Origin of the sequence: Bacillus cereus group sp. BceL062, from assembly GCF_051780025.1 — a bacterium.
Classification (GTDB): Bacteria; Bacillota; Bacilli; order Bacillales; family Bacillaceae_G; genus Bacillus_A; species Bacillus_A toyonensis.
In genome coordinates, this window is record NZ_JBPWGY010000003.1 from 396,784 (window position 1) to 419,434 (window position 22,651).

Sequence of the window (22,651 nt, forward strand, 5' to 3'; positions counted from 1 at the left end):
ACAGAAAATTGTCCTTTTCACAAAAATAAAAAACATCCTAATATTTACTATATGTTTTACTTAAATGACACTCCAATTCACCTATATCTCCACCTTGTTGTACATAGGATTTCAATCTTTCTGCTAGACGTTCTCCGGCTCGACTATCTAGCTTTTTCGTATCAATAAACGATCTAATCCTTACCTTATCTGGAGTAATATCTCTACGAAACATTTGTCCTGGAATTTCACTCCAAAAACGATTCCATTCATCCAGTAATCCTAATTGATCAAATAAAAAACCTTGAATTCCACATAACCAAGCTGTACAAGCAGTATTTCTTTTTCGACATCCAACTCCATCTTGTAAATGTTGGCATGAAAAACAACAAGAATTTCCACTTTTTATACAAACTTCACAAACGTAATGAGCTCCTAATGAGCGAAATGTTTCAATCCCATGTTGGATGATATCTTCTTTCTTAACCTCAATACTCAACCTATCCCTCCTTGGCCATCATTTCACTTTCTGCTTCATCTAGCTCTTCTAACATTGAAATCGTATCGATTAAATGGTTGTTAAAAATCTTCCGTGCAACCACCAATAAATCCACAATAATAGGGTCTCGTAAAGAATATAAAACTCTTTTTCCATCTTTCCTACCAACAACAATATTTTTTGAACGTAGTACACTTAATTGCTGAGAAACAGCTGAACCTTCCTTATTTAGAATATCTTGAATTTCGTTTACGCTTTTTTCACCTTCTGACAATAATTCTAAGATACCTATTCGCAAAGGGTGTGCTAAGGCTTTAAAGAAATCTGCTTTAAATTGTTGCATTTCGTTTCCCATTGAAATCCCTCCGTTACTTTTCCTCAATTTCAAAAAGTATCATATACATCTTCAAATGTTTGAATATGTATATGATACTTTTAAAACCTCGAATTTTCAATACAAATTTTACAATATTAAATAAGCATCAAATAGAGAAATATACTATTCAAATTTAGGTTCAAAATTTATTATCCAAAATAAAAGCGCCTAACATATTAGGGATATATAATACGTTAGGCGCTTGATATTTAAAATTTTTCGATTTAGGTCTTGATAATATTGGATGAGTATATGGCCAAAACGCTAGATGACTAATATGAATAAACTTATTTGTAAAATTAATTGCTTAGAATATTTTAAGAGCAAGTTTTGAAAAAAACTATTCAAAACTTGCTCCTTATTTTCTCAGATCCAATTATTTTGATACTAAAACCAACAGTAGTGAATTAGAATAATGACTTAATACTTGCTAAAACTGTAAGTACACCTACAATAATAACAAATACGTTACTCATTTTCCCTTTGTATTTAGCTAGTACTGGTACTTTATTGATTGCATACATCGGTAATAGACATAAGATAGCAGCAACTAATGGACCGCTTAGAGAATCAATAAGTCCAAGAATACTTGGATTTGTATAAGCAACAAACCAGCATGATAATACAACAAAAGTAAGGACGATTGTCTTAATTGTTTTTTCTTCTATATCTTTTCCACGTGATTTACCGAACTTAATAATCATGTCACGCATTACTTCAAATGCTCCGATATAATGGCCAAGGAAAGATTTTGTAATAGCCACAAAAGCAATGATTGGAGCTGCAATCGTGATTACAGGTGAATTAAGCTCATTAGCAAGATATGAAAGGATTGATAAGTTTTGCTCTTTTGCCATTTTTAAATCCTCTGGAGTCAAGCTTAATGTACTACTCCAAACGAAGAACATAACTACAGCGAATGTCATGATATAACAAACTTTTTGTATTTGCGCACATTTAGCATCAGTAGCTTCTATTCCATACGTAGCTCTCTGTTTCACAACAAATGATGAAATCATAGGTGAATGATTAAATGAGAATACGATGATTGGTAGAATCATTAATATCGTTCCAAAATAGCCTGTACCTGTTGAAGCAGTAGAAACAGCTGAAAAACTAAGCATTGACGTATTCCACTGTGGAATTAAAGATATTGCGATAAAAAGTAGAGAAGCTATGAAAGGATACACTAGCATACTCATTACCTTTACAGTAATATCTTGACCAAAATTCAGTATAGCGATAAGACCAAGAACTAATACAAGTGATAAAATAGCCCTTGGAGGTTCTGGCATGTGCAATTGATGCACGATAAAACTACTTGCAGTATTTGTAAGCGCAACCGAATACATTAGTACGATTGTATAAATTGAACCGAAATATACGATGTTAAAAATGATACTCGCTTTATTTCCGAAATACTCTCTAATTGTACCTGTGATCCCCTCATCAGCAGAATTAGAAGCGTATATCATTTTAGCAAGTGCCCTATGTGAGTAATACATAACTGGATATGCAAGCAATGTAATTAGTAGTAATGATAATAAACCACCTGAACCTGCATTAATCGGTAAAAAGAGCACCCCTGCTCCAATTGCAGTTCCAAATAGGCTCAATGCCCATGTAGTATCCTGCTTATGCCACTTTTTCGGATCTGCATATTGCTCATTTTTTAGTGCGGTATTTTCAGCTTGAACTTCTATTTTCTTTGCAGTATTCCCGTTCATATAATAACTCCCCCTTGTATCCTATTCTTACGTCTCTCTTTATAGCTAACGAATATCTTCCTTTTTTGGAAAATGAATTCCTTACAAGTTGCCCCACATTGCATGTCCTTCATCATAATGAATCCAAATTGAAACATTCGCTAGTTAGCGTCCTAATATAATTGTTAGCGTTAACAAAAAAGTTTACTCGTAGTATCCGCTCTTTATATAAAGAACCCTTAAGAGAACAATATAGAATAGACTTCATAAATACGTTGCAACATTTCTAATAACAGTGTATTACTTTAGTGGTTTCTCTTTTTTTACTTATAACAGTAATTTCAGCTAAACCGGCCTCTCTTCATTTATGAGGCATTTCTTTCTCAATTCTACACATCACTTTAATAACTTCGGCAGCATTTATGGTATTGATTACACAAGCCACTGAAGCACTTTACATACATTTCCGCCTCTAATCACACACCTTTCTTACTAGTAATCGCATTTTTTATATTTTCTCCAGAGATAATAAAATTTCTCTCGACGCCCTCATTATAACGTGTATATTTATAAAATTAATATTTTTATATTTTCAGATTTTTTACCAGGAAAAATTTTCAATATATAATGAATTTCAGCCATAATGCAGTAATTTTTTCCATTACTTTAAGATATACCAGTTACTTAATACATTCCACCTCATATACTAAAACTATTGTAATAAATAATTAATGAATATATTTCCAAAATAGAAAAATAAATTTTGGGATATATATTATTAATATCGAATTTATATACATTTATTGGAAAGGTATATCTCTTTTCCACCAAAGTTTTCTATAAGAATTGAACTCATTTTTCGGACAATACGTTTTTTAACTTGATGACAATAAGGAAACCCGCTAGCATTTTACAAAAACTACGCTAAGCCGAAAAATATAATAAGCCCCCCATATGGAAGGCTTATTTACAAAATAATCATTGTCTATTTTTATTGATTCTCTTCGTCTCTTTTATACTCCAAAATATCACCTGGTTGACAATTCAAATTCTTACATATCGCTTCTAATGTTGAAAAACGAACCGCTTTTGCTTTCCCGTTTTTCAAAATAGAAAGATTTGCCATCGTAATCCCAACCCTCTCTGAAAGCTCCGTTACGCTCATTTTTCGTTTTGCTAACATCACATCAATATTAATAATGATTGCCATATCCTCCACCTCAGACCGTTAAATCATTTTCTGATTTTATATTAATAGCTTCTTGTAAAAGTCTTTGTAGAACAGCAGCAAAAACGGCAATTACCATAGAGGCGAAAATAATAACCAATCCAATTGGTATAAAACTTGGAGGGTCAACTCTTGCCGCCATAAGATAGTAGAGTGGCATACCTAGCAAGTACAAGGTACTAATCGTGATGGCACTGTATTTAATATTCTTTAAAGCCTTTACCGATAATTCCGAGAACGCTTCGTTCTTATCAATATAGCTTAAAAGTTTAAATGCTTGATACAGAGCAAGGTAAAAAGGTATCGCTGCCGCGTACATATCGATTAAAACGAGAGATTTCATATAAGCAATATTTGGATACAATTCTCCAGCAAAATCCCCAATCTTAGGCACCAATAATATGCACAATACAAGGACTAGGATTCCTATAAAAATAATAGCTAGCTTTAAAAAGAGTGTCGTAACTTGTTTCATAAAAGCACCTCGCTTATTTAATAACAAAATGATTTTATCACATCATTTATTGTTTAACAATAAACATTAGTTGTTTTTTATTATATTATTATTGTTAATAAAATATCCTTTTCATTTCAACAAAAATAAAAACATTTCTCATTACAAAGAAATGCTTTTATTTTAAAATATTAATTTTATAAATCATGTTATTGAATTTCTCCTGAACTCCCTAATTTAATGGGTTTTTTTCACACAAAACAATTGATTTTATCACAACTAAAGATACCAAAAAAAATTATATTTAATATAATTTTTAAACTCCCCCATTCACTAGCTCGTTTATCGAATTTAATTTTGAAGAAAGCTTGATAAACCATTCTTCATCCCCTGTTAATAATGCAAGATCTATAAGATAAAGGATTTGTTCCTTGTTTATTGCTTTTGATTCAGGGAGTTTTTTTACGTGTTTACTTAAAAAGGACATTGTTCTACTTATTGTATCTCTGTTGTCACATTTAACAACATTAACCTTAACTACTTCCCCTACATGATCAAATGATTCAATATAACCAAGTATTAATTCACCCTCTACTGATATTCCTCGAACCCAATCTCCTACTTTTAAAACAGGATTATTTGACATCATACTTTTTCACCTTCCTACAAATGATTTTAGAATTAATTTATTAGGATTCGTTCCTCGTTTTTTAGAGACGACAAACAAGATAGACAAAACAACTCTAACTGTAATATTTTCCATTACATTTAGATATTAAGAACTCCACGGCCATATAGAAATTAAGCCGTTTATCGTTCTTGATTGATTAGATCGACTACTTCTTTCATCGTATAGTTCTTTAAATATTCACCTAGATGTTCTTCAGCACCTAAGAAAATAGTGAAAAGAACTTTTCGCATATTCGAACCTACAATACACTGGTCATTCGATTCTGGACATTTAGGTTGCAAAGCACCTTCAGAGGTTATTTGATAAATATGCCAGAGATTAACTTCACTTAAATCTCGAGCGAAAATAAAACCTCCACCAATTCCCTCTTTTGATTGTATAAACTTATGTTTTTTTAACAAACTTAGCACTTTGCGAATGCGTACTGGATGAACACCTGCACTTTCTGAAATAGCATTGCTTGTTGACATCCGGTCTGGCTGTAGTGCTAAATAAGTTAAACTGTGAATGGCCAAGGTAAAGTCACTGTTCATGGTCTTCCTCCTACGATATAAATTGCTAATCACTTTTCAACTTACTGTAACTATAAATATTACAGATAGGTTTGTCAAACGTTAAGATTTATAAATAATTTTTACTATGAAGAAATACATTCATTTATATTCTATACGAGCTCACCGATGTCTATTAGTTACATTTATCTTTTTGAACTACCTATTATCATTTATGTTTTTTAAGTCTAAAAATAATTTTAAAAATCCCACTGTTTCTTGACTTGTTCTTCTGCCAACTGTTTAATTTTTGTCCAGATTGTATCTTTGCTCACAATAACATTTGTTTGATAATTTCTATTTTTATAATTCACTGTAACGCATACTTCAATCATCTCTTGCTTCCTCCTTTCAAAAAAATTTCACTTATTTATATTTAATCCCTGAAAAGTTTTGGATTTAGCTAGAATCTCTAACCTATAACTTCATTTTTTTAATAATCAAACTTAAAAACCCCACTGTTTCTTAACTTGATCTTCTGCCAATTGTTTAATTTTTGTCCAGATTGTATCTTTGCTCACAATAACATTTGTTTGATAGTTTCTATTTTTATAATTCACTGTAACGCATACTTCAATCATCTCTTGCTTCCCCCTTCCAAAAATTCCCTTTTAAAAATATTACTTATTAATTAGCCAACTTTTGCAATTCTATGTTCAGAACTGTTCGAACGCTACGTGGTAAAAATTTACGAATTTCTTCCTCGTTAAAACCAATCTGCAATCTTTTTTCATCCAACATTATTGGGCGGCGCAACATTTGAGGATACTCAATTATTAATTTATAAAATTCATTAAGCGAAAGCGCCTCGATATTTATATTTAATTCCTGAAAAATTTTGGATCTAGTTGAAATAATTTCAGTAGCCCCTTCTTCAGTTAAACGAAGAATTGATTTAAGTTCATCGACTGTAAGAGAGTTTGATACGATATTTTTTTCGGTATAATCAATTTGATTCTCTTCAAGCCATGCTTTTGCTTTTCGGCATGAACCACAGCTTGCTGTCGTATATAAAATCACCATACTTTATTCACTCCTTTAATGTTCTTTATCAAACGTACAATTATTTTAAATATGGATTATTGAAATGTATTAAAAAAAATTACAGTTTAGAATCAAATACACATAATATTATTTTTTCGAGAATATTTAATTTATCTACATTTTACAGACGATAACAACTCACTTCTAAAAACTATACTGTAATTTTAAACTTTACAGTTCTATTAATCAAATGTTAAGTCTTGGATATATTCTATTGAACGTAACAAATTATTTGTTTTATATGAATGTCCCTATAGTGTTACGCTAACCAATTCCCAATGTACTTTAAAGTACATTTTATTCATTTCTTGCTTACATGTGCTATTATGAAATATATTTAACATAATAAAAAGTACGCACTTTAAAGTTTTATAGGCACTAAAAAGTAATAATTTTGGCACGAAAACATATGTAACCCCAAAACGGAAATCTAAACTCATCAAAGGAGGTTTTTTTATGAAAACATACAATATTCCTGTAGAGGCGACTTTAGAAGTTATTGGCGGAAAGTGGAAAGTTGTTATCCTTTGTCATTTAAAAAAAGGAACAAAAAGAACGAGTGAATTAAAACGTTTAATGCCTGGTATTACGCAAAAAATGTTAACGCAACAATTACGGGAACTAGAAGAAGATGGTGTAATCCAAAGGAAAGTATATGACCAAGTACCACCAAAAGTAGAGTACTCTTTAACGGATTACGGTTCGTCTTTAGGAGCTATACTCGATTCCCTCTGTTCCTGGGGAGAAGTTCATCTTGAAAAAAACGGGAACACATCCATGCTGATTACAGCCGATGAATAATAACTGCTCCTACTATATGTGTAAATTCTATCGAGGTTATAAAAAACCGGTTGAGACAATACTTGCCTCAACCGGTTTTTATGTCTCTTTATAATTTTTTGCCGTAATGACTGTTTCAAACTCAAAGGTTTCCGGTAGATGATCTGCGTAAGAGTATTCGAAGGTTCGTCCATCCGTTAAGTAGGCCACTTGTTCAACTCTCATTAAGAAATCCTGATTTGTTAAATTCATAAACTGCTTTTCCCTATCATCTGGGCGAATTCCTTTAACCCTGACAACAGATGTCCCTACTTCAAAACCAAGTTTATTTTGAATATGTGAGTATATCGACTCCTCTAAAACAGAAGCCTCAACACCTGGGATAATCGAAATTGGCATCCATGTATGCTCCATAATCGTTGGAATGCTGTGAATGATGCGGAGGCGAATGATTTTATAGACGAAATCACCGATTGAAACTCCCAATTTCTCAGCAACTACTTCATCAGCACCAACAATCGCAAACTCGATAATTTTACTTTCTACCTCACTACCGTAAACAGCTTTCGTACCTGTTAAAGTTTGAATCATTCGTGCTTTTTCCTGCTGACGCCAATCTTGCACCACTGTTCCACTTCCGCGCCGGCGGATGATGTAGCCGTCTCTAACTAATAGATCCAGCGCTTTTTTAATAGTAAGTGCTGAAACATCGAATTCTTCAGCAAGGACGGGGCTACTCGGAATTTTTTCGTTGATTTTATATTCACCGTCTAAAATTTGCTGTTTAATCTTTTGATAAATGCCGAGGTATTTTACTTGTGTTGATCCGCTTGCCATTTCCATACCTCCTTTATACTGCAAACTCTCTTCTATTCATTCAAATGTAAAGCCTCAAGTTTGTAAACTGAAGGTGATGGGGCAGCAAATCCATTTTCTAAGATTTCAATATTCGTTACCGCTTCTTCATCTTTCACAAGTTTTGGTGCACCATTTACAATTGTGTCATAAGCTGCATCATAGAAACGACCGTAATCACCAAGCGGCGTTTTAATTTGTTTTTCAATCCAGTCACCATTTGCATTACGATACTTAGCAATTCCATAATACATCGGCGAATCTTCACCAAATCCTGCACTCTCAGGCATAATACCCGCTTTCAAATCATTTTCCTGCTGATCTTCACCGTATTTAATAAATGAGCCATTTGTTCCATGAACGATAAAGCGTGGATAATCTTTTGCTACGACATGGTTTGTTTTCAGCTTAATCTTCAACTGATTTCCATAATGTAGACCAACATCGAAATAGTTATCAACCGCACCTTCCACTTCATTATTACGAATATCGTATGTCACTGTATTTGGACGGCCGAATAGTGAAATCATGCGGTCCATCGTATGAATACCTAAACTGTAAAATGAACCTTCTTCTTTTGGAGCTTCATGAGTGATTGAACCAGGACGGAAATAATCAATATGTGATTCAATCTCAATAATATCACCAAGGAATCCTTGTTCAACTACTTGCTTTACAGCTAAAAAATCACCATCAAAACGACGGTTTTGATAAGGCATAACGACTACACCTTTCTCTCGTCCTAAAACTAATAATTCTTTCGCATGTTCTACTGTATCGCAAAATGGTTTTTCAACGATAACTGATTTTCCGGCTAGTATAACTTTTTTTGCTAATTCATAATGCGTATGTGCTGGCGTACAAATCGTCACTACTTGAATTTCTTTGTCATTCAGCAATTCGTCCAAATCAGTAGTGAAGTAAACACCTTTTTCCTCATATGGAGCCGCTAATTCTTCATTTATTTGACGCACAAAAATCGTTTTTACTTTTATATTTTTACGTGTCTTCAGATAAGGTAGGTGATAACGGTTAGCTGATTTTCCAAATCCAATAAAGCCCATTGTTAATGTCATGTTCTTCAACTTCCTTGCTCATAAATTTTCATTTCTACATTTATTATATATTTTTATTTTTAAAAGTATATAGTTTTGACTTTAAAATTATATATTAAAAAGTCGAGATAGAAATCATTTTCTGATCCCCATCTCGACTTTAAGTTATAGACTTATGTCCTATCATCATTTTATTTACACTCGATGACTAGAGAGCTCCTTGGTTACATGCTCTTATTCATATATATAAGAACGTGTCATCGGAATTGTATCATTAATCCCTTTTGTAAATACAAATTGATGTAAATCAATATTACCTGTAAAGAATGAAGCTGCACATGCATTTAAATATAAACGCCACATGCGGATAAATCGCTCATCTTTCGTTTTGCGAACTTCCTCTAGTACGTTTTCAAAATTTTGAGCCCAACGTTGTAATGTATTCCCGTAATGTCTACGTAAGCTTTCCACATCAACAATGAAAAATTGTTCGTTTGTCATGTTCGTGATTAATTCGTTAACAGCAGGAACATACCCACCAGGGAATATATATTTTTCAATCCAACCATTCGTAGCACCACCATTAGCCGGAGAAGTAATACAATGCAGCAGAGAAATCCCGCCATCATTTAGTAGTTTGTTAACTGTTTCAAAGTATTGCGAAATGTTGTCTTTTCCTACATGTTCGATCATACCTACACTAACAATTTTATCAAATTTACGATTCTTAATATCGCGGTAATCAAGTAAAGATACTTCAACTAAATCCGTAAGTCCCTCTTGTTTAATTCGCTCGGAAGTCTTTGCAAATTGTTCCTCACTTAATGTTACTCCCATCGCTTTCACACCGTACTGCTTAGCGGCAGCTGTAATGAGCTCACCCCACCCGCAACCGATGTCTAATAGCGTATAACCTTTTTGAAGGTTCAACTTTTTCAAAATATGATTCACTTTATTATGTTGAGCTGTCGTTAAAGAATCTTGTTCATTTTGGAAATACGCACAAGAATATGTCATTGTCTCATCAAGCCATAATTTATAGAAATCGTTCCCAATATCATAATGGTGAGCAATATCTTCTTTATTTTTTTGTTTTGAGAAATTCCATTTACTTTTGAAATATTGCAACTTACTATCACCTAAAAAGCTATCCTGCCTTTTATAAATAGATTGAATTGCTTTTTCAAGATTCCCCTCTATTTCAAGGTCCCCATTCATATATGCTTCACCGAATGCAATAGAAGGATCCTTAGCAATTTCTTTTTTTGGGAGCGGCTTATGGAATGTTATATGAAATTGAGGTTCCCCTTCGCCATATTGTATTGTTTCTCCATTCCAAAGTGTAATTTGAACTGAATCTGAAAACAGATTTTTAAGTATTTTTTTATAAAAAAGTTCTTCAACCATAAAAACATCTCCTACTAAAAAATTGAACAAAAAACTTTACTAGTTAATAAGTCTTTTTGAACATAGCTTAAAATCGTTATGACTTCTTGCTACGAGTGTCATTATAAAACGGTTATATTATGAAGCATAGTACGTACTTTAAAGTGATGTAGGCACTTTTAAGTACCCATGACTGAAACAGGTCCTCAAAAATTTTACTTTTCATCATAAAAATTTTCTGAAGTTTTAAAATGAAAAACACCACCTCGTCATTAGGTGGTGTTTTCAATATTACATATAGAGATTTCACTTAACTTCTGTGTTTTTTCTATCTATGCATCGTTCTCCCCATGCGGTTAATTGATTTAATACATTTTGTAAAGACCACCCATAATCGGTTAGGGAGTATTCCACTCGAGGGGGAATTTCTTTGTAAATTTCACGTGTAATCACACCATCTTCTTCCAGCTCACGTAGTTGCTGCGTTAACATTCTCACAGAAATTTCAGGAATTAGACGTTGCAACTCACTCGTTCGCTTCGTCCGATACGATAAACTTAACTAAATCTATACAATTCAATCAAATTTACACAAGTTAGTGCTTCATCGTGTTCTCGCAGCCCCAAAGGGACGAGAGGTATAACACTCCACACGAGGCAGTATCGTTACCTCCTATTATCAAGTATTTATTTTACCCATCTTGATAAATTTATCGCAGCATTTACATCCCTATCGTGATGGCTATTGCATGAAGCACAACGCCACTCACGTATTTTTAAACTCCACTGTCCTTCTGGTTGAACTGAATGGTCGTATTTCATGCCGCAACATGAGCAAATCTTGCTTGATGCGAACCATTTATCAGCTTTTATATACTCAATGCCATACTTCTCGCACTTGTATGATAAACATTGAAAGAAGAAGTTTAATTTTTGAAATAAAAATGCTTTCGATAGTTTTTTGTTTTTTAACAGGTTTGAGATAGGTAAGTCTTCCACAACAATCCTCATTGGTTTGTTTTTCACCAATTTAGCTGTTGCTTGATGGATATGGTTATTTCGGATATTCGTAATTTTCCTAGATAACCGCAGGTGCTCAGCTTTCGCTTTTTCATATCCGGCAGATTGAATTTTCACACCTTTTTTAAATCTCCTAGACATATCTCTTTGTGCTGATTTTTTCCTTTTCAAAAGCTTTTTAACCTTGGCATCTTTGTTTATATTTCGTTCTTTCGTACCATTAGAAGCTACAAATAGCTCTTTTAAACCCACATCCACACCAATCGACTCATCGGTTAGTTCTTGTGATTCAAAGTCTTCTTGGAATCCTACACTAATCCACCAGTGACGACCATCAAAGGTAACTCTTGGATTGGATGGTTTTTTGTTTCTTGGTAGTTGTTGGCTTGTTTTTACTTTTCCAATAGACTGAATATGAACTACTTTCTTTCCTATAATCAGTCTTTCATAATTGGCATAAAATCCTTGAATCAAATCTTTTTTGGATTTATAAGAAGTGTGAGAACCATTTTTGTACTTTTTGAACGAATTTTTTCTCGCCTTATCAAAATCTTTTGAAGCCTGTTTAGGAACTTGTGCGTTGATGTCATTTAACCACTCATATCTCTTTCGCTTCTTGATCTTTGTAAATCGTTTCTGTAAAGCTAACTGTGAAACAGATTTTCCAAATAGCTTATAATACCTATCACTCATTCTTTTACAATAGTTATAAGCGAATCTTGCAGCACCAGCATGATTTCTAAGCACTTGTTCTTGTTCAGGCGTTGGAATTAGTCTAACTTTCTTCGCCAATATCATCAGAAGCCTACTCCTTTACTGTGCGATTATTCGGACACTCACCTTTTAGATAATGAAAGATGGATTCCTCTGAATAGTAGCGTGTTCCACCAGCATTCTCGTAAGACTAATCGGATGCAAACCTGTTAATTCTGATACTTGACTAACTCGTAAAAATTTCATTATTATTCTTACCTCATTGAACCTAACATAGCACATACGTTCGATATATTCAATGAGGTTTGATAGATTTAATTAAATTTATCTCGTTCAACTAAGGGCGCAATTCCTTAGCCAGTTCTCTTATGAACTTCTCATGTTTTCACATGAGCGCAGACTATATGTTTATCTCTTTAGAGATAGAGGATTTTTCCATCACCATAGGCTTGTGATGTACTCTCGTCAGTTATACGAGATAGTCGTTGAACGTTCATCCTATCAATTTTGACTTAGATGATTCGAGGCGGAAGACCCATTGTTCTAGTGTTTAGGATTTAACCTTGCACGATCTGATTGATTTTTTCTGCTTTCGCAACATTCACGCTCGCTATTTCTAGCCACGTTGTAGTTCAATCAGCTTTAGGGATTGCCCGCAGTTAACCCTCACTACTAGCCAATCACTTGACTAGCAGGGCTTACTGAAATATTTAATTAACTTTCGTTATAATTGGTTAAATAAATCGTAACAGTTAGTTACCCTTTCGTTAAGTGACATAAAATGACGACCTTCCACTTCCCACCGATAATTTCTAAAGTTGCTTCTATAGGTATATTATATTGTTTCACGCGATCTCCTCTCCTTTTTTATAAATTCCTTATCTATTGTTACGTAAAAATAAATAATTTTCTATACGGCACATTTTAGTTCCTACAGCACAAAAAAGTACCTATATTACAAAAAAGTAATTATGCTGCTTAAAAATCTCCCTCTATACAAAAAGAAAAAACGAACGTATTCTCGTTCGTTTTTTCTTTCTTTATTCAGCTGCGGTTATAAGCATAGACGTGTTACCATTCTTTTCAAGATGATTTTCTCCCCAGTTACAAAGAGTATCGAGTATAGAATCTAAAGAATGACCGTAATCAGTTAAAGAGTATTCTACTTTTGGTGGCACTTGGTTATACACTTTTCTCTCGATTACACCATCTTCTTCTAATTCACGTAATTGTTGCGTTAACATCTTTTGTGTAATACCAGACATTAATTGTTTTAATTCGCACGTTCTCTTTTTGTCTTTCTTTAAATGACAAAGGATAACTACTTTCCACTTTCCACCGATAACCTCTAAAGTTGCCTCTACAGGAATATTGTATGTTTTCATATAAAAATCTCCTTTAATAATTTTATAAGACAAATAAGCTAAAATATTTAAATATTACTTTTAAGTATCTATAGCACCTTAAAGTACGTACTTTTTATTGTGTTAAACATGTTTCATAATAGCATACGTAAACAGCAGATGAGTAGTACGGCACCAAAAAGTACCTGTATTACTTTTTAGTATCTATATCACTTTAAAGTACGTACTTTTCATTATGTAAAATACATTTCATAATAGCATTTGTAAGAGTTGAGTGAGTCATGCAGTGTTAGAAATTACCTGTTAGTACCTGTACTTTAAAGTGAGTATTTTTATCATACATTTTGTCAGACGATGAAATGACATGTTTTCATTTTCACATCCATTCACAATGAATAAATAATTTTCAAATACATTTTAGGAGGATATCTATAATGAGTAAATTACTAAAAGAAAAAATCGGGTTTGGTACAGCACCACTAGGAAATATGTACCGTAATATCCCAGAGGAAGAAGCAATCGCTACAGTGGATGCTGCTTGGGAGAATGGCGTTCGTTACTTTGATACAGCTCCACTTTATGGATCTGGATTAGCGGAAATCCGTCTTGGTGAAGCACTGTCAAAAAGAAATCGTGATGATTACTTTTTAAGCACCAAAGTAGGTCGAACGATTTCAGATGAACTAGAAGATCCATCTGCACGTGATTTAGGTGAAAAAGGCGGACTTTTCGAATTTGGTCGCAAAAATAAAATGATCAATGACTATAGCGCAGATGCAACACTTCGTTCTATCGAGCAAAGTTTGAAACGTTTAAAAACAGATCGTCTAGACTTTGTTTTCATTCATGATTTAGCACAAGACTTTTATGGTGATGAGTGGATTTCACAATTTGAAACAGCTCGAACAGGAGCATTCCGTGCGCTAACACGTTTACGTGAAGAAGGAGTTATTAAGGGCTGGGGGCTTGGAGTAAACAAAGTAGAATCAATTGAACTTATGCTTGATTTAGAAGAAGCGAAACCAAATATATCCTTACTAGCTGGTCGCTATTCATTATTAGACCACGAACGTGCATTGCAACGAGTAATGCCTGCAGCTGTAAAGCATAATATGGATATTGTTGTTGGTGGCCCATATAGCTCAGGTATTCTTGCTGGTGGCGCTCACTTCGAATATCAAAAAGCATCGCCAGAAATTATTGCAAAAGTTGAGAAAATCAAAGCTCTTGCAGATCGTCACGAAATCAGCATCAAAGCTGCTGCACTACAATTTTCACTAGCCAATCCAGCAGTTGCTGCTGTTGTTCCTGGTGCAAGTAAACCAGAACGCATTGTAGAAGACCAAAATGCCTTAAACACAGTAATTCCAGCAGCATTCTGGGAAGAAATGCGCGAACAAAAATTAGTAGCACCTAATGCACCACTACCAATCAACGTAAAATAATAATATAACTTTAATCAGTGGGAGCATCCCCCACTGATTATTTACCCGTAAATACCGGGATGAAAAGGAGCGTAATGAATATGGCACATACTACTACATCTATGGAAATTTTTGCTTCACCTGAACAAGTATGGCAATTAATCGGAGGTTTCAACTCCCTTCCAGACTGGTTACCTTATATACCTAGCAGTAAATTAACTGAAGGCGGTCGTGTACGTCATCTAGCTAATCCAGATGGCGATACAATTATAGAACGATTAGAAGTATTCAATGATAAAGAGCGCTACTACACGTATTCAATCATGAATGCACCGTTCCCAGTCACTAATTATTTATCTACAATCCAGGTTAAAGAAGGTACTGAAAGTAACACATCGTTAGTAGAGTGGTCTGGTACGTTCACTCCTGTTGAAGTTAGTGATGAAGAGGCAATTAATCTGTTTCATGGCATTTACAGTGATGGACTGAGAGCATTGCAGCAAGCATTTCTAGATTGATTCATGTAATTGATTGAGACAAAAAAGTAAATTAACAGTCAAATATTCGATTTTTTTAGTTAAATTCATTATGAAAGATAAACAAATACAAATTTCATGCCTGCTTGTTAATGACAAGAAATAAAAAATACTACCTCCAAATGGAAGGTAGTATTTTTTTATTAATCAGGAAAAACAATTAATCCCTCTTCTTTTTCCTCCTGTTTTAAATCTTCTTCTGGGAAGGTTACAGTTGAATTTTTATCACCTGCTCTTTTTGTTTCTTCACCTGGAAATACGAAGGTTGAATTTTCTTTTCCTTCATTTTTTTCTACGTTATCTGGAAATACCATAGGATCATTGGTAGTCAAATCACTATGAAATCCAAGGTTAGACAAAATCGCTTTTAAATCTGGTAAAACCCCTATTTTATCAGATGATGGGTTATTAGACTTTGTGCCTGTATTAGGATTACTTAAAATTGCTCTCAATTCTTTTGGTGTATATGCCTTACCCAAATGTTCTTTAGCAATCCCTTGAATCGATACAGCAGCCCCAGCAATTATAGGCGAAGCGCTAGAAGTACCACGAAAATTAGAAGTATAACGATTAATTATGTTCAGATCTGTAACTTTTTGTCCTTCATTATTTTGATTTTGATATGTATCTAATGTATCAACATACTCTCCCCAACCATATACATCAATTCTACTACCATAGTTAGAGAAAGCTAAACGTTTATGAGGAACTCTCGCAGTAGATGCTCCAACTATAATAGCTCCTGAATCTTTAAAGTCTTGACTATTTCGATTTAAAATCTGTTTACCATTACGGTCTTTAAATTCATCTAAATCAATCCCACCATTACCAGCTGCTTCTACAATAATAATGCCTTTATCTGTACCTTTGCGAATTGCATTAAATATACTCGGGTATACTTCTACTGGTAAAGGGTCATCTCCATATCCATCATATTTAAAGGACTCTTCTATTAATAAAACATCTCCAGCCTGTAAAGAATCTACGGCACTTAAAATAGCATCTCTTACATCAATTCTCCCATTATCTCGGATTACTGAAATTACTTTTGCCTTTGCTTTTGGTGCAATCCCAATGTTCCCAATCCCATTGTCAGCTGCAGAAACAACACCTAGAACTGAAGTACCGTGAGAAAGATCATTACTCATTTTTCCAGACATAAATTCAATATTTTGACCGACTAAATCTTCATGATTTAATAACCAGCCTTCTTCCAAATCTACAAAAGTTGCTCCCTGACCATTTCCTCCTTTAATTCCCCAAGCATAAGGAGCATTAATTCCTAAAGGTGCCTCTTCAAGATATCCCTGTCTCGAAAATCTAGGTTCATCATAAGGATTGACTGATAGTACAGGCAATCTCGAGCCAGTTGTTGTATTTATACTCTTATTAGAACGAACTTGTATTTTACTAGAATCGTTATTAGCAGCATATACTGTATTTGTTACAAATGTCGTACCTATCCCAGCAAAAGTTGTAATTGCAAGTGATGATATTAACATACCTTTAAAATCCTTCATTTTTCCACCTCTAGTTTTCTATTAGAAATAACATATTTAATAATGTGTATGACTCGAAAAATATTTTATCTTATTATAAAAATTAAAAGATTTTTATAACTTTTTGATTTACATAAAAACTCCCTTCATTCTTGTAATTCAATGTGTACATTTCAAAACAACGCATTTACTGTAACTATTATAGTTACACCTTTATTAATTTTCAACTACGAAATATAAATTTTTAAAAATAAATTTATATTACTTTAAAACAGCACTAGCCTTTTACGTACATAAAGTGAAACTTTAATCAGTGGTTTTTTTGTTCATCCCCCACTGATTATTAGCCCTCACCAATCGGGCGTTTACGGGCAGTTAATGCGGGATAAAAATGCAAAATATCCGTCCAAATTACAGCAATCAATAAGTTTATGGACTACGAAAGAAATACGAAAAAGCAAAGCACTAAGTGCTTTGCTCCTTATAAAATCCCTTTTAACTTTTCACCAATTAACTTCGCTACATACTCATAACCTTCTGGCCCAAAGTGTAGTCCGTCTTTTTCATCATTTTCTACAAATCTTTTATAATCCTGTTCTTGAATCATTTCAGCGAATACGTTTAGAAAATAACTTCCTGTTTCTCTCGCCACTTCCTCCACCACGTCTGCATACTGACTAAGCACTCTATTTGTTCTATTATGCTGTCTTTCTTCATCAACTGGTGCAGGACTAATCAGTAGTACTTTATCTGATGAAACTTGGTTCACAATCTTCTCTAAGTTTTTTTTATATACTTGTAATGACACTTGAGAAAAAGAAACTGCATCATTCGTACCAAGAAAAACTGTTACGAAATCTGGTTTATATGATATTACATCTTCTTCAATTCTATTTAACGCATTGAATGTATTATCACCTGGAACACCTGCATTCACTACTTTCCAATCTGGAAACATTACTTGTAACCTTGGCGTTAATCTAGGTATCCCATCAAAAAATACATCATCAGCTGTAATACTATCTCCAAAACATACTAACGTTTTCATTAAGCTACTCTCCTTTTACGTATGAAATAACTTTCCTTCTATTGCTTTTATATATCTGTCAGCAGAACGTTCAACTGCTTCATTTGCATTTTCTTTTACTACTCGATGAAAAGCGTTATATAAACGATTAAACTGTAATGGCTTCACTCGATTCACCATTTCTTCCACTTTTCTCGCTGGTAATGGAATTAAGTTTGGATAGCTGTACATGAAACTCACCCACCGCTCATCTGCTACAACTTGAATAATATCACCTGTTAACAAAATCCCTTTTCCGTCATTACCTTCTTCCCAATGTAAGACAGATCCACCTTTAAAATGTCCCCCTAAACGATGAATGACTAATCCATCAGCTAATTGTAAAGACTCACCAGACCAATAAATAATACGACTACTCGAACGCATCACCCACTCTTTATCATCTTCATGTATATAAATTGGTACATCAAATGTCTCTGCCCATTCTACTTGCGTTGAATAATAATGAGGATGAGACAATGCAATCGCATCTAATCCGCCAAGCTCTTTTATTTTCGTAATTGTCGTTTCATCTAAATACGTAATACAGTCCCACAGTAAACGATATGACTCTGTTTTCACTACAAATGCCGTTTGGCCGATTGCAAATCCTGGTTTTGTTGTAATGCTATAAAGTCCACCTTCCTCTTCGATTATTTCATTTTTATATGTATCACCAATTTGTAAGCTTTCTAGTGTCGTCCAAGATTGTCCTTTGGGATTCACATATTGCCTCTCTTCATCACAAATATGACAGCTCACCGGTTCTTCTACACTCGCTGCATACTGCACGCCACACGTTGTACAAACGAAATTTTTCATAATAATTTCCCCTATCCCTATATTTTTATTAAGCTGATTTTTGTTGATAATGATCTGCTTTTTTATTTTCAATTAATAAACTTATAAAAGTAAGTAAATAGACAACTGTAACCGATAACGGAATTACAGTAAATCCTTTTTCTGCAAAAAGAATCCCGCAAACTGACGTTACAAATACAATCCCTACTGACAATAAACCATAACTTTTACTTTCATAAATCCATACGTACGGAATAAAATGAACACCTATTAACATCGCTACTACAAAAGGTAACCATTCTGGAAATTGAAAATAGGCAAGTAATACAAGTGGAATATTCAATACATTTATCCCACCAATTAAGCCTGCCAAAACCCCTAACGGATTTCCTTTCGCAAACATATCAATTTTCAATATAGCAGCTATCATTAAGCCGAAAGGAAACACACAGCCCATACCGATTAAATATACCCACACCACTTGTTTTTCAGAAAGAACAAATCCCGTTATACTCATAACTATCCAAAATAAAACGCCGGCTAATATAATCGGTAAGCCTCTCTTCGTTTTGATTGCTAAATCCTTTTTCGCTTCTGCAACATTCATCTCACTATCTCCCCAAAAATATTTGTACTATAAAGTCACCTCAACCTCACCCATCCAATAACGCCAAGCTTCTAAATAATCTTCTAAATCTTTCGGGTGGTGCCGTAAACACGTATCTATACGTAAATATAAGCCTATGACTATTTCTTCATATAAATCACGGTCTTTTTTATGAAATACACATTGTTTCATCGCATAATCGATTGTTTCTTTTGTTAAATTTTCCGGAGTTGAACAAAACGCATAAATTAAATCATATATAGGATCTCCTAACACTGGTAAAGGATCAATTACACCGTGCAGCTCATTCTCTTTAAATATAAAGTTATGAAATCCAAGATCACCATGCAATAAAAACGGCTGATTTATTCCAGCGTCCCTATTCGCTAACTTAAGAACCGTTCTATACTCTTCTTCACTTATGTAACGCCTTACATTTTCATGAGCTTCCATCACATTTGTCGTTAAAAATTCACTCCAAGATTGAACCGGATTTTCTTTCCATCCCCAGCCATCAACCTCTGTAGCTACTTCATACTCATTGATAACTTCTTTTACAAGTTTACAAAGAACACTCCGTTTATAGCCTAGTTTGCAAGAAGTTGTGCCCTCAAGGAATGAGTAAACAATATAGCGATTTAAAGGTTCCTTATATAAAAGCTTTGGAAATAATTCGTCCTTTTTATAAAACTGAAGAAAATAAGCTTCTTCACGTATGACATCCGATTCATTCAACTTTACAACGTATTGTTCATCTAACAAATATATAGTACTTGCCGTTCCCCCGTTTAATGCTTTTACGCTATTTGGATAATGTGAAATAACTTTTTCCTTAACTAGTTGTGCAGTGATTATTGAAATGTCCATTCTCTCACCCTTTAATTCGGAAGATTCCCTTAATTCAAAAGACAACTTTACTATTATTTGACAAACGCAAGGAAAATCCTCCCAACCATCCTAATATAACAAACAACAATTTTATTTTATTACAATGGCTTTCTTCAATATCCCATTTATGATAACGTGATTTTATCACTCTAAATGCTCTTCATATACTCTAATAATTTCTATTGCAGGGTCTATGTCTTGTAATTTATGAGCCAAACTTTCTACACCAAACACTTCTGTAAACGTATGACTGCCTACAATTAAATTAATCCCTTTAAATTTCGCATGTTGAACTGTATATAATGTTTTTTCACCTGTTATGTACGTGTCACACCCTTTTTCTAATGCACGTTCAATCAAATTTGTATTGTTTCCTGCACCGGTTAAAATCGCAATCCGTTTTACTGGTTTATCGTGATTTCTCCAGCTCTTCACTTTCTCTTCCATTTTTTCTTCAAGTTTTCCAACTAAGTTTGAAAAAGGAATCGCTTCTTTATATTCTCCTATTCCCGGTAGTTCTTCTTCCTCATACGTGGAATATTCCAGTATTGTATCTATCCCAATTCCGTTAAATAACGATGTACACGTGCCAAACTTTACAAAATCTAACGGCAAATGAACCCAAAAATGATTCATTTCATATTGCTTCAATTTCTCAATACAAGCCTCTTCCATACCAAATAAAAAACTCCACGGCGCATGATGTGTAACTATCATATCGACTCCATTTCTATACGCTTCTTCAATAGTTTCTAACGTTAAATTTGTTGTGTAACCGATTTTGTGAAATTCATCTTTACTTATATGAGTAAAACCATATTCATCATCGCCGTATTTATGAAGATGCTCTCCAAATAGTGATGTTATATGTTCGTTAAACTGCTTTATATTCATTTTATTTCTCCTTTCATTTACTTTTATATTTCAAAAATGAGGAAATACTAAATAAAAACGTTACATACATATAGGAGGACACCATGAAACCTGAATTTTTAAAAGCTGTACATGATGCCATTGGAAACGTCGAACATATTCATATAGAAGAAAGCGGTGCTGACAGCTTACTTATCCATCATGATGATGCACAGCAATTACAACAAGTCGCTAAAACGCTAGAAAATAACAATTTTCGCTCTGCTTTAAGAACAACCGGAGATGCTTCGTATATTGAAGTGTTGAACAGATAATGAAAGTCCGGATGTATGCCGGGCTTTCTTTTTTATATTAAAACTTCAAACTCTTTCACATACACCGCTGTTCCAGCAATATCTATTTGTAACTTTTCGTTTTCTATCCCTTTCGTTACATAAACAGTTACACGACCATCTTTATTTATTTCCTGTCCTTGCTCAACGATTAAGTCCAATTCATGTTCAAAATCTTTCTCTAAATACTCCGCATAATACGCTCCCATTACACCTGAAGCTGTTCCTGTCACTGGATCTTCAATCGTCCCAGCATAAGCTGATGAAAAATGACGGCCGTGCATTTGTGCTAGTTCATCATAAGTTTCTAGACAAATTGGATGAATAGAAGCATTAGGTATTTCTCTTAATACTGATGGAAATGTATCATTACTAGGTTTCATTCTCTCACACGCATCTAGATTTTTAATCGGTACAATTACAGTCCAATTCCCCGTACTTCCATATACAATCGGTAAACTTTCATCTAAATCATTTACTTCTAAACCAATACTATGAGCTAATTCTTCTTTTGAACCTGCAAAATCTTTAAACTGAGGTGCTGTCTGCCTCATTTTAATAAAGGTTTCTCCATTTTCATTTACACCTATTTGTATTGGTAAAATCCCTGCCTTCGTTTCAATCGTAAGGTTACTTTTCTCTTCTAATAAACCTTTTTCGCACAAGGCATATATCGTCCCTACTGTCCCATGACCACATAAATCCATTTCAAAACCAGGTGTAAAATAGCGCATTCTTATATCTCCTACTTCTGAGGAAAGAACAAAAGTTGTTTCGTTATATCCAACTTTTTCAGCAATAATTTGCATTTCCTCTTCCGTTAATCCATCTGCTTCTAATACAATACCTGCTGGATTTCCCTTATTTGGTTTATTCGTAAATGCGTCGTAATGAAATACGTTTATAGTCTTCATTTTCTTTTCT

At 33.8% G+C, this 22,651-nt stretch carries 26 protein-coding genes and 2 pseudogenes; 4 read left to right on the forward strand and 24 right to left on the reverse strand.

The features are described 5' to 3' along the window. Positions 1–37 precede the first annotated feature (37 nt). The 10 genes from ACS2MN_RS10290 to spxA form a co-directional block, all read right to left on the reverse strand. Positions 38–478 carry a hypothetical protein gene (locus ACS2MN_RS10290; protein WP_000021463.1) on the reverse strand — a complete coding sequence of 147 codons (441 nt, stop codon included), beginning with the start codon at positions 476–478 and terminating at the stop codon, positions 38–40. Between the two features lies 1 nt (position 479). Beyond that, positions 480–833: an ArsR/SmtB family transcription factor gene (locus ACS2MN_RS10295; RefSeq protein ID WP_000526187.1), complete on the reverse strand. Its 354-nt coding sequence runs from the start codon at positions 831–833 to the stop codon at positions 480–482. Between the two features lie 428 nt (positions 834–1,261). Further along, entirely contained in the window at positions 1,262–2,581 is a 1,320-nt protein-coding gene (locus tag ACS2MN_RS10300) for an aromatic amino acid transport family protein (protein ID WP_001014167.1), read from the reverse strand. 970 nt (positions 2,582–3,551) lie between these two features. Further along, positions 3,552–3,770 (reverse strand): helix-turn-helix domain-containing protein, encoded by a 219-nt coding sequence (locus tag ACS2MN_RS10305; RefSeq protein ID WP_000974628.1) that lies wholly within the window; start codon positions 3,768–3,770, stop codon positions 3,552–3,554. A 10-nt stretch (positions 3,771–3,780) separates the two neighbouring features. Next, on the reverse strand, positions 3,781–4,263 hold the full coding sequence (locus ACS2MN_RS10310; protein ID WP_000815890.1) for a DUF2975 domain-containing protein: 483 nt from the start codon (positions 4,261–4,263) through the stop codon (positions 3,781–3,783). Between the two features lie 295 nt (positions 4,264–4,558). Continuing rightward, positions 4,559–4,891 (reverse strand): IDEAL domain-containing protein, encoded by a 333-nt coding sequence (locus tag ACS2MN_RS10315; protein WP_000987479.1) that lies wholly within the window; start codon positions 4,889–4,891, stop codon positions 4,559–4,561. Between the two features lie 161 nt (positions 4,892–5,052). Beyond that, positions 5,053–5,466: an Rrf2-family transcriptional regulator SaiR gene (gene saiR / locus ACS2MN_RS10320; protein ID WP_001083461.1), complete on the reverse strand. Its 414-nt coding sequence runs from the start codon at positions 5,464–5,466 to the stop codon at positions 5,053–5,055. A 218-nt stretch (positions 5,467–5,684) separates the two neighbouring features. Further along, complete coding sequence (locus tag ACS2MN_RS10325) at positions 5,685–5,819, reverse strand: BA3454 family stress response protein (protein WP_000573526.1); 135 nt, start codon at positions 5,817–5,819, stop codon at positions 5,685–5,687. Positions 5,820–5,930: 111 nt separating this feature from the next. Then, on the reverse strand, positions 5,931–6,065 hold the full coding sequence (locus tag ACS2MN_RS10330; RefSeq protein WP_000573525.1) for a BA3454 family stress response protein: 135 nt from the start codon (positions 6,063–6,065) through the stop codon (positions 5,931–5,933). 46 nt (positions 6,066–6,111) lie between these two features. Next, complete coding sequence (spxA, locus tag ACS2MN_RS10335; protein ID WP_000236192.1) at positions 6,112–6,507, reverse strand: transcriptional regulator SpxA; 396 nt, start codon at positions 6,505–6,507, stop codon at positions 6,112–6,114. Between the two features lie 477 nt (positions 6,508–6,984). Between spxA and ACS2MN_RS10340 the strand changes: the two genes are divergently transcribed. Beyond that, on the forward strand, positions 6,985–7,329 hold the full coding sequence (locus ACS2MN_RS10340) for a winged helix-turn-helix transcriptional regulator (protein WP_000860830.1): 345 nt from the start codon (positions 6,985–6,987) through the stop codon (positions 7,327–7,329). Positions 7,330–7,407: 78 nt separating this feature from the next. Here the strand turns inward: ACS2MN_RS10340 and ACS2MN_RS10345 are convergent, their stop codons facing one another. From ACS2MN_RS10345 to ACS2MN_RS10375, 7 genes and pseudogenes are all read right to left on the reverse strand, one after another. Continuing rightward, positions 7,408–8,145 (reverse strand): GntR family transcriptional regulator, encoded by a 738-nt coding sequence (locus ACS2MN_RS10345; protein WP_000146275.1) that lies wholly within the window; start codon positions 8,143–8,145, stop codon positions 7,408–7,410. Positions 8,146–8,177: 32 nt separating this feature from the next. After that, complete coding sequence (locus ACS2MN_RS10350) at positions 8,178–9,239, reverse strand: oxidoreductase (protein WP_000176597.1); 1,062 nt, start codon at positions 9,237–9,239, stop codon at positions 8,178–8,180. A 213-nt stretch (positions 9,240–9,452) separates the two neighbouring features. After that, positions 9,453–10,625, reverse strand: coding sequence for a cyclopropane-fatty-acyl-phospholipid synthase (locus ACS2MN_RS10355; RefSeq protein WP_346994482.1), 1,173 nt, complete (start codon positions 10,623–10,625; stop codon positions 9,453–9,455). Between the two features lie 285 nt (positions 10,626–10,910). After that, positions 10,911–11,159 (reverse strand): annotated as a pseudogene (locus tag ACS2MN_RS10360) (winged helix-turn-helix transcriptional regulator); the annotation flags it as partial. Positions 11,160–11,290: 131 nt separating this feature from the next. After that, on the reverse strand, positions 11,291–12,421 hold the full coding sequence (locus ACS2MN_RS10365) for an RNA-guided endonuclease InsQ/TnpB family protein (protein ID WP_103591423.1): 1,131 nt from the start codon (positions 12,419–12,421) through the stop codon (positions 11,291–11,293). Between the two features lie 675 nt (positions 12,422–13,096). Further along, positions 13,097–13,186, reverse strand: a pseudogene (locus ACS2MN_RS10370) (winged helix-turn-helix transcriptional regulator); the annotation flags it as partial. A gap of 191 nt (positions 13,187–13,377) precedes the next feature. Continuing rightward, complete coding sequence (locus ACS2MN_RS10375; RefSeq protein ID WP_000860820.1) at positions 13,378–13,722, reverse strand: winged helix-turn-helix transcriptional regulator; 345 nt, start codon at positions 13,720–13,722, stop codon at positions 13,378–13,380. A 413-nt stretch (positions 13,723–14,135) separates the two neighbouring features. On the opposite strand from ACS2MN_RS10375, the gene ACS2MN_RS10380 reads away from it, so the two are divergent. Both ACS2MN_RS10380 and ACS2MN_RS10385 read left to right on the forward strand, forming a co-directional pair. Beyond that, complete coding sequence (locus ACS2MN_RS10380) at positions 14,136–15,146, forward strand: aldo/keto reductase (RefSeq protein ID WP_006924216.1); 1,011 nt, start codon at positions 14,136–14,138, stop codon at positions 15,144–15,146. A gap of 80 nt (positions 15,147–15,226) precedes the next feature. Then, the gene (locus ACS2MN_RS10385; protein ID WP_000951511.1) at positions 15,227–15,643 is read left to right on the forward strand and encodes an SRPBCC family protein; all 417 of its coding nucleotides are present in this window, start codon (positions 15,227–15,229) and stop codon (positions 15,641–15,643) included. Between the two features lie 161 nt (positions 15,644–15,804). Here the strand turns inward: ACS2MN_RS10385 and ACS2MN_RS10390 are convergent, their stop codons facing one another. The 6 genes from ACS2MN_RS10390 to ACS2MN_RS10415 all read right to left on the reverse strand — a co-directional run bounded on the left by ACS2MN_RS10390 (position 15,805) and on the right by ACS2MN_RS10415 (position 21,416). Beyond that, positions 15,805–17,181 carry a S8 family peptidase gene (locus tag ACS2MN_RS10390; protein ID WP_088055350.1) on the reverse strand — a complete coding sequence of 459 codons (1,377 nt, stop codon included), beginning with the start codon at positions 17,179–17,181 and terminating at the stop codon, positions 15,805–15,807. Between the two features lie 460 nt (positions 17,182–17,641). Continuing rightward, entirely contained in the window at positions 17,642–18,208 is a 567-nt protein-coding gene (locus ACS2MN_RS10395; protein ID WP_088055351.1) for an SGNH/GDSL hydrolase family protein, read from the reverse strand. 15 nt (positions 18,209–18,223) lie between these two features. Next, entirely contained in the window at positions 18,224–19,048 is an 825-nt protein-coding gene (locus tag ACS2MN_RS10400; RefSeq protein WP_346994481.1) for a hypothetical protein, read from the reverse strand. 28 nt (positions 19,049–19,076) lie between these two features. Continuing rightward, positions 19,077–19,634 (reverse strand): DUF7010 family protein, encoded by a 558-nt coding sequence (locus ACS2MN_RS10405; RefSeq protein ID WP_001099745.1) that lies wholly within the window; start codon positions 19,632–19,634, stop codon positions 19,077–19,079. Positions 19,635–19,661: 27 nt separating this feature from the next. Continuing rightward, complete coding sequence (locus ACS2MN_RS10410) at positions 19,662–20,501, reverse strand: phosphotransferase (RefSeq protein ID WP_000355246.1); 840 nt, start codon at positions 20,499–20,501, stop codon at positions 19,662–19,664. 165 nt (positions 20,502–20,666) lie between these two features. Then, a complete protein-coding gene (locus ACS2MN_RS10415) occupies positions 20,667–21,416 on the reverse strand; it encodes a Nif3-like dinuclear metal center hexameric protein (RefSeq protein WP_001022440.1) in 750 nt (249 codons plus the stop codon). Positions 21,417–21,499: 83 nt separating this feature from the next. Here ACS2MN_RS10415 and ACS2MN_RS10420 point away from each other — a divergent pair, with 83 nt between their 5' ends. Then, complete coding sequence (locus tag ACS2MN_RS10420; protein ID WP_000801653.1) at positions 21,500–21,709, forward strand: hypothetical protein; 210 nt, start codon at positions 21,500–21,502, stop codon at positions 21,707–21,709. A gap of 32 nt (positions 21,710–21,741) precedes the next feature. Here the strand turns inward: ACS2MN_RS10420 and ACS2MN_RS10425 are convergent, their stop codons facing one another. After that, complete coding sequence (locus ACS2MN_RS10425) at positions 21,742–22,641, reverse strand: PhzF family phenazine biosynthesis isomerase (protein WP_000849319.1); 900 nt, start codon at positions 22,639–22,641, stop codon at positions 21,742–21,744. Positions 22,642–22,651 lie beyond the last annotated feature (10 nt).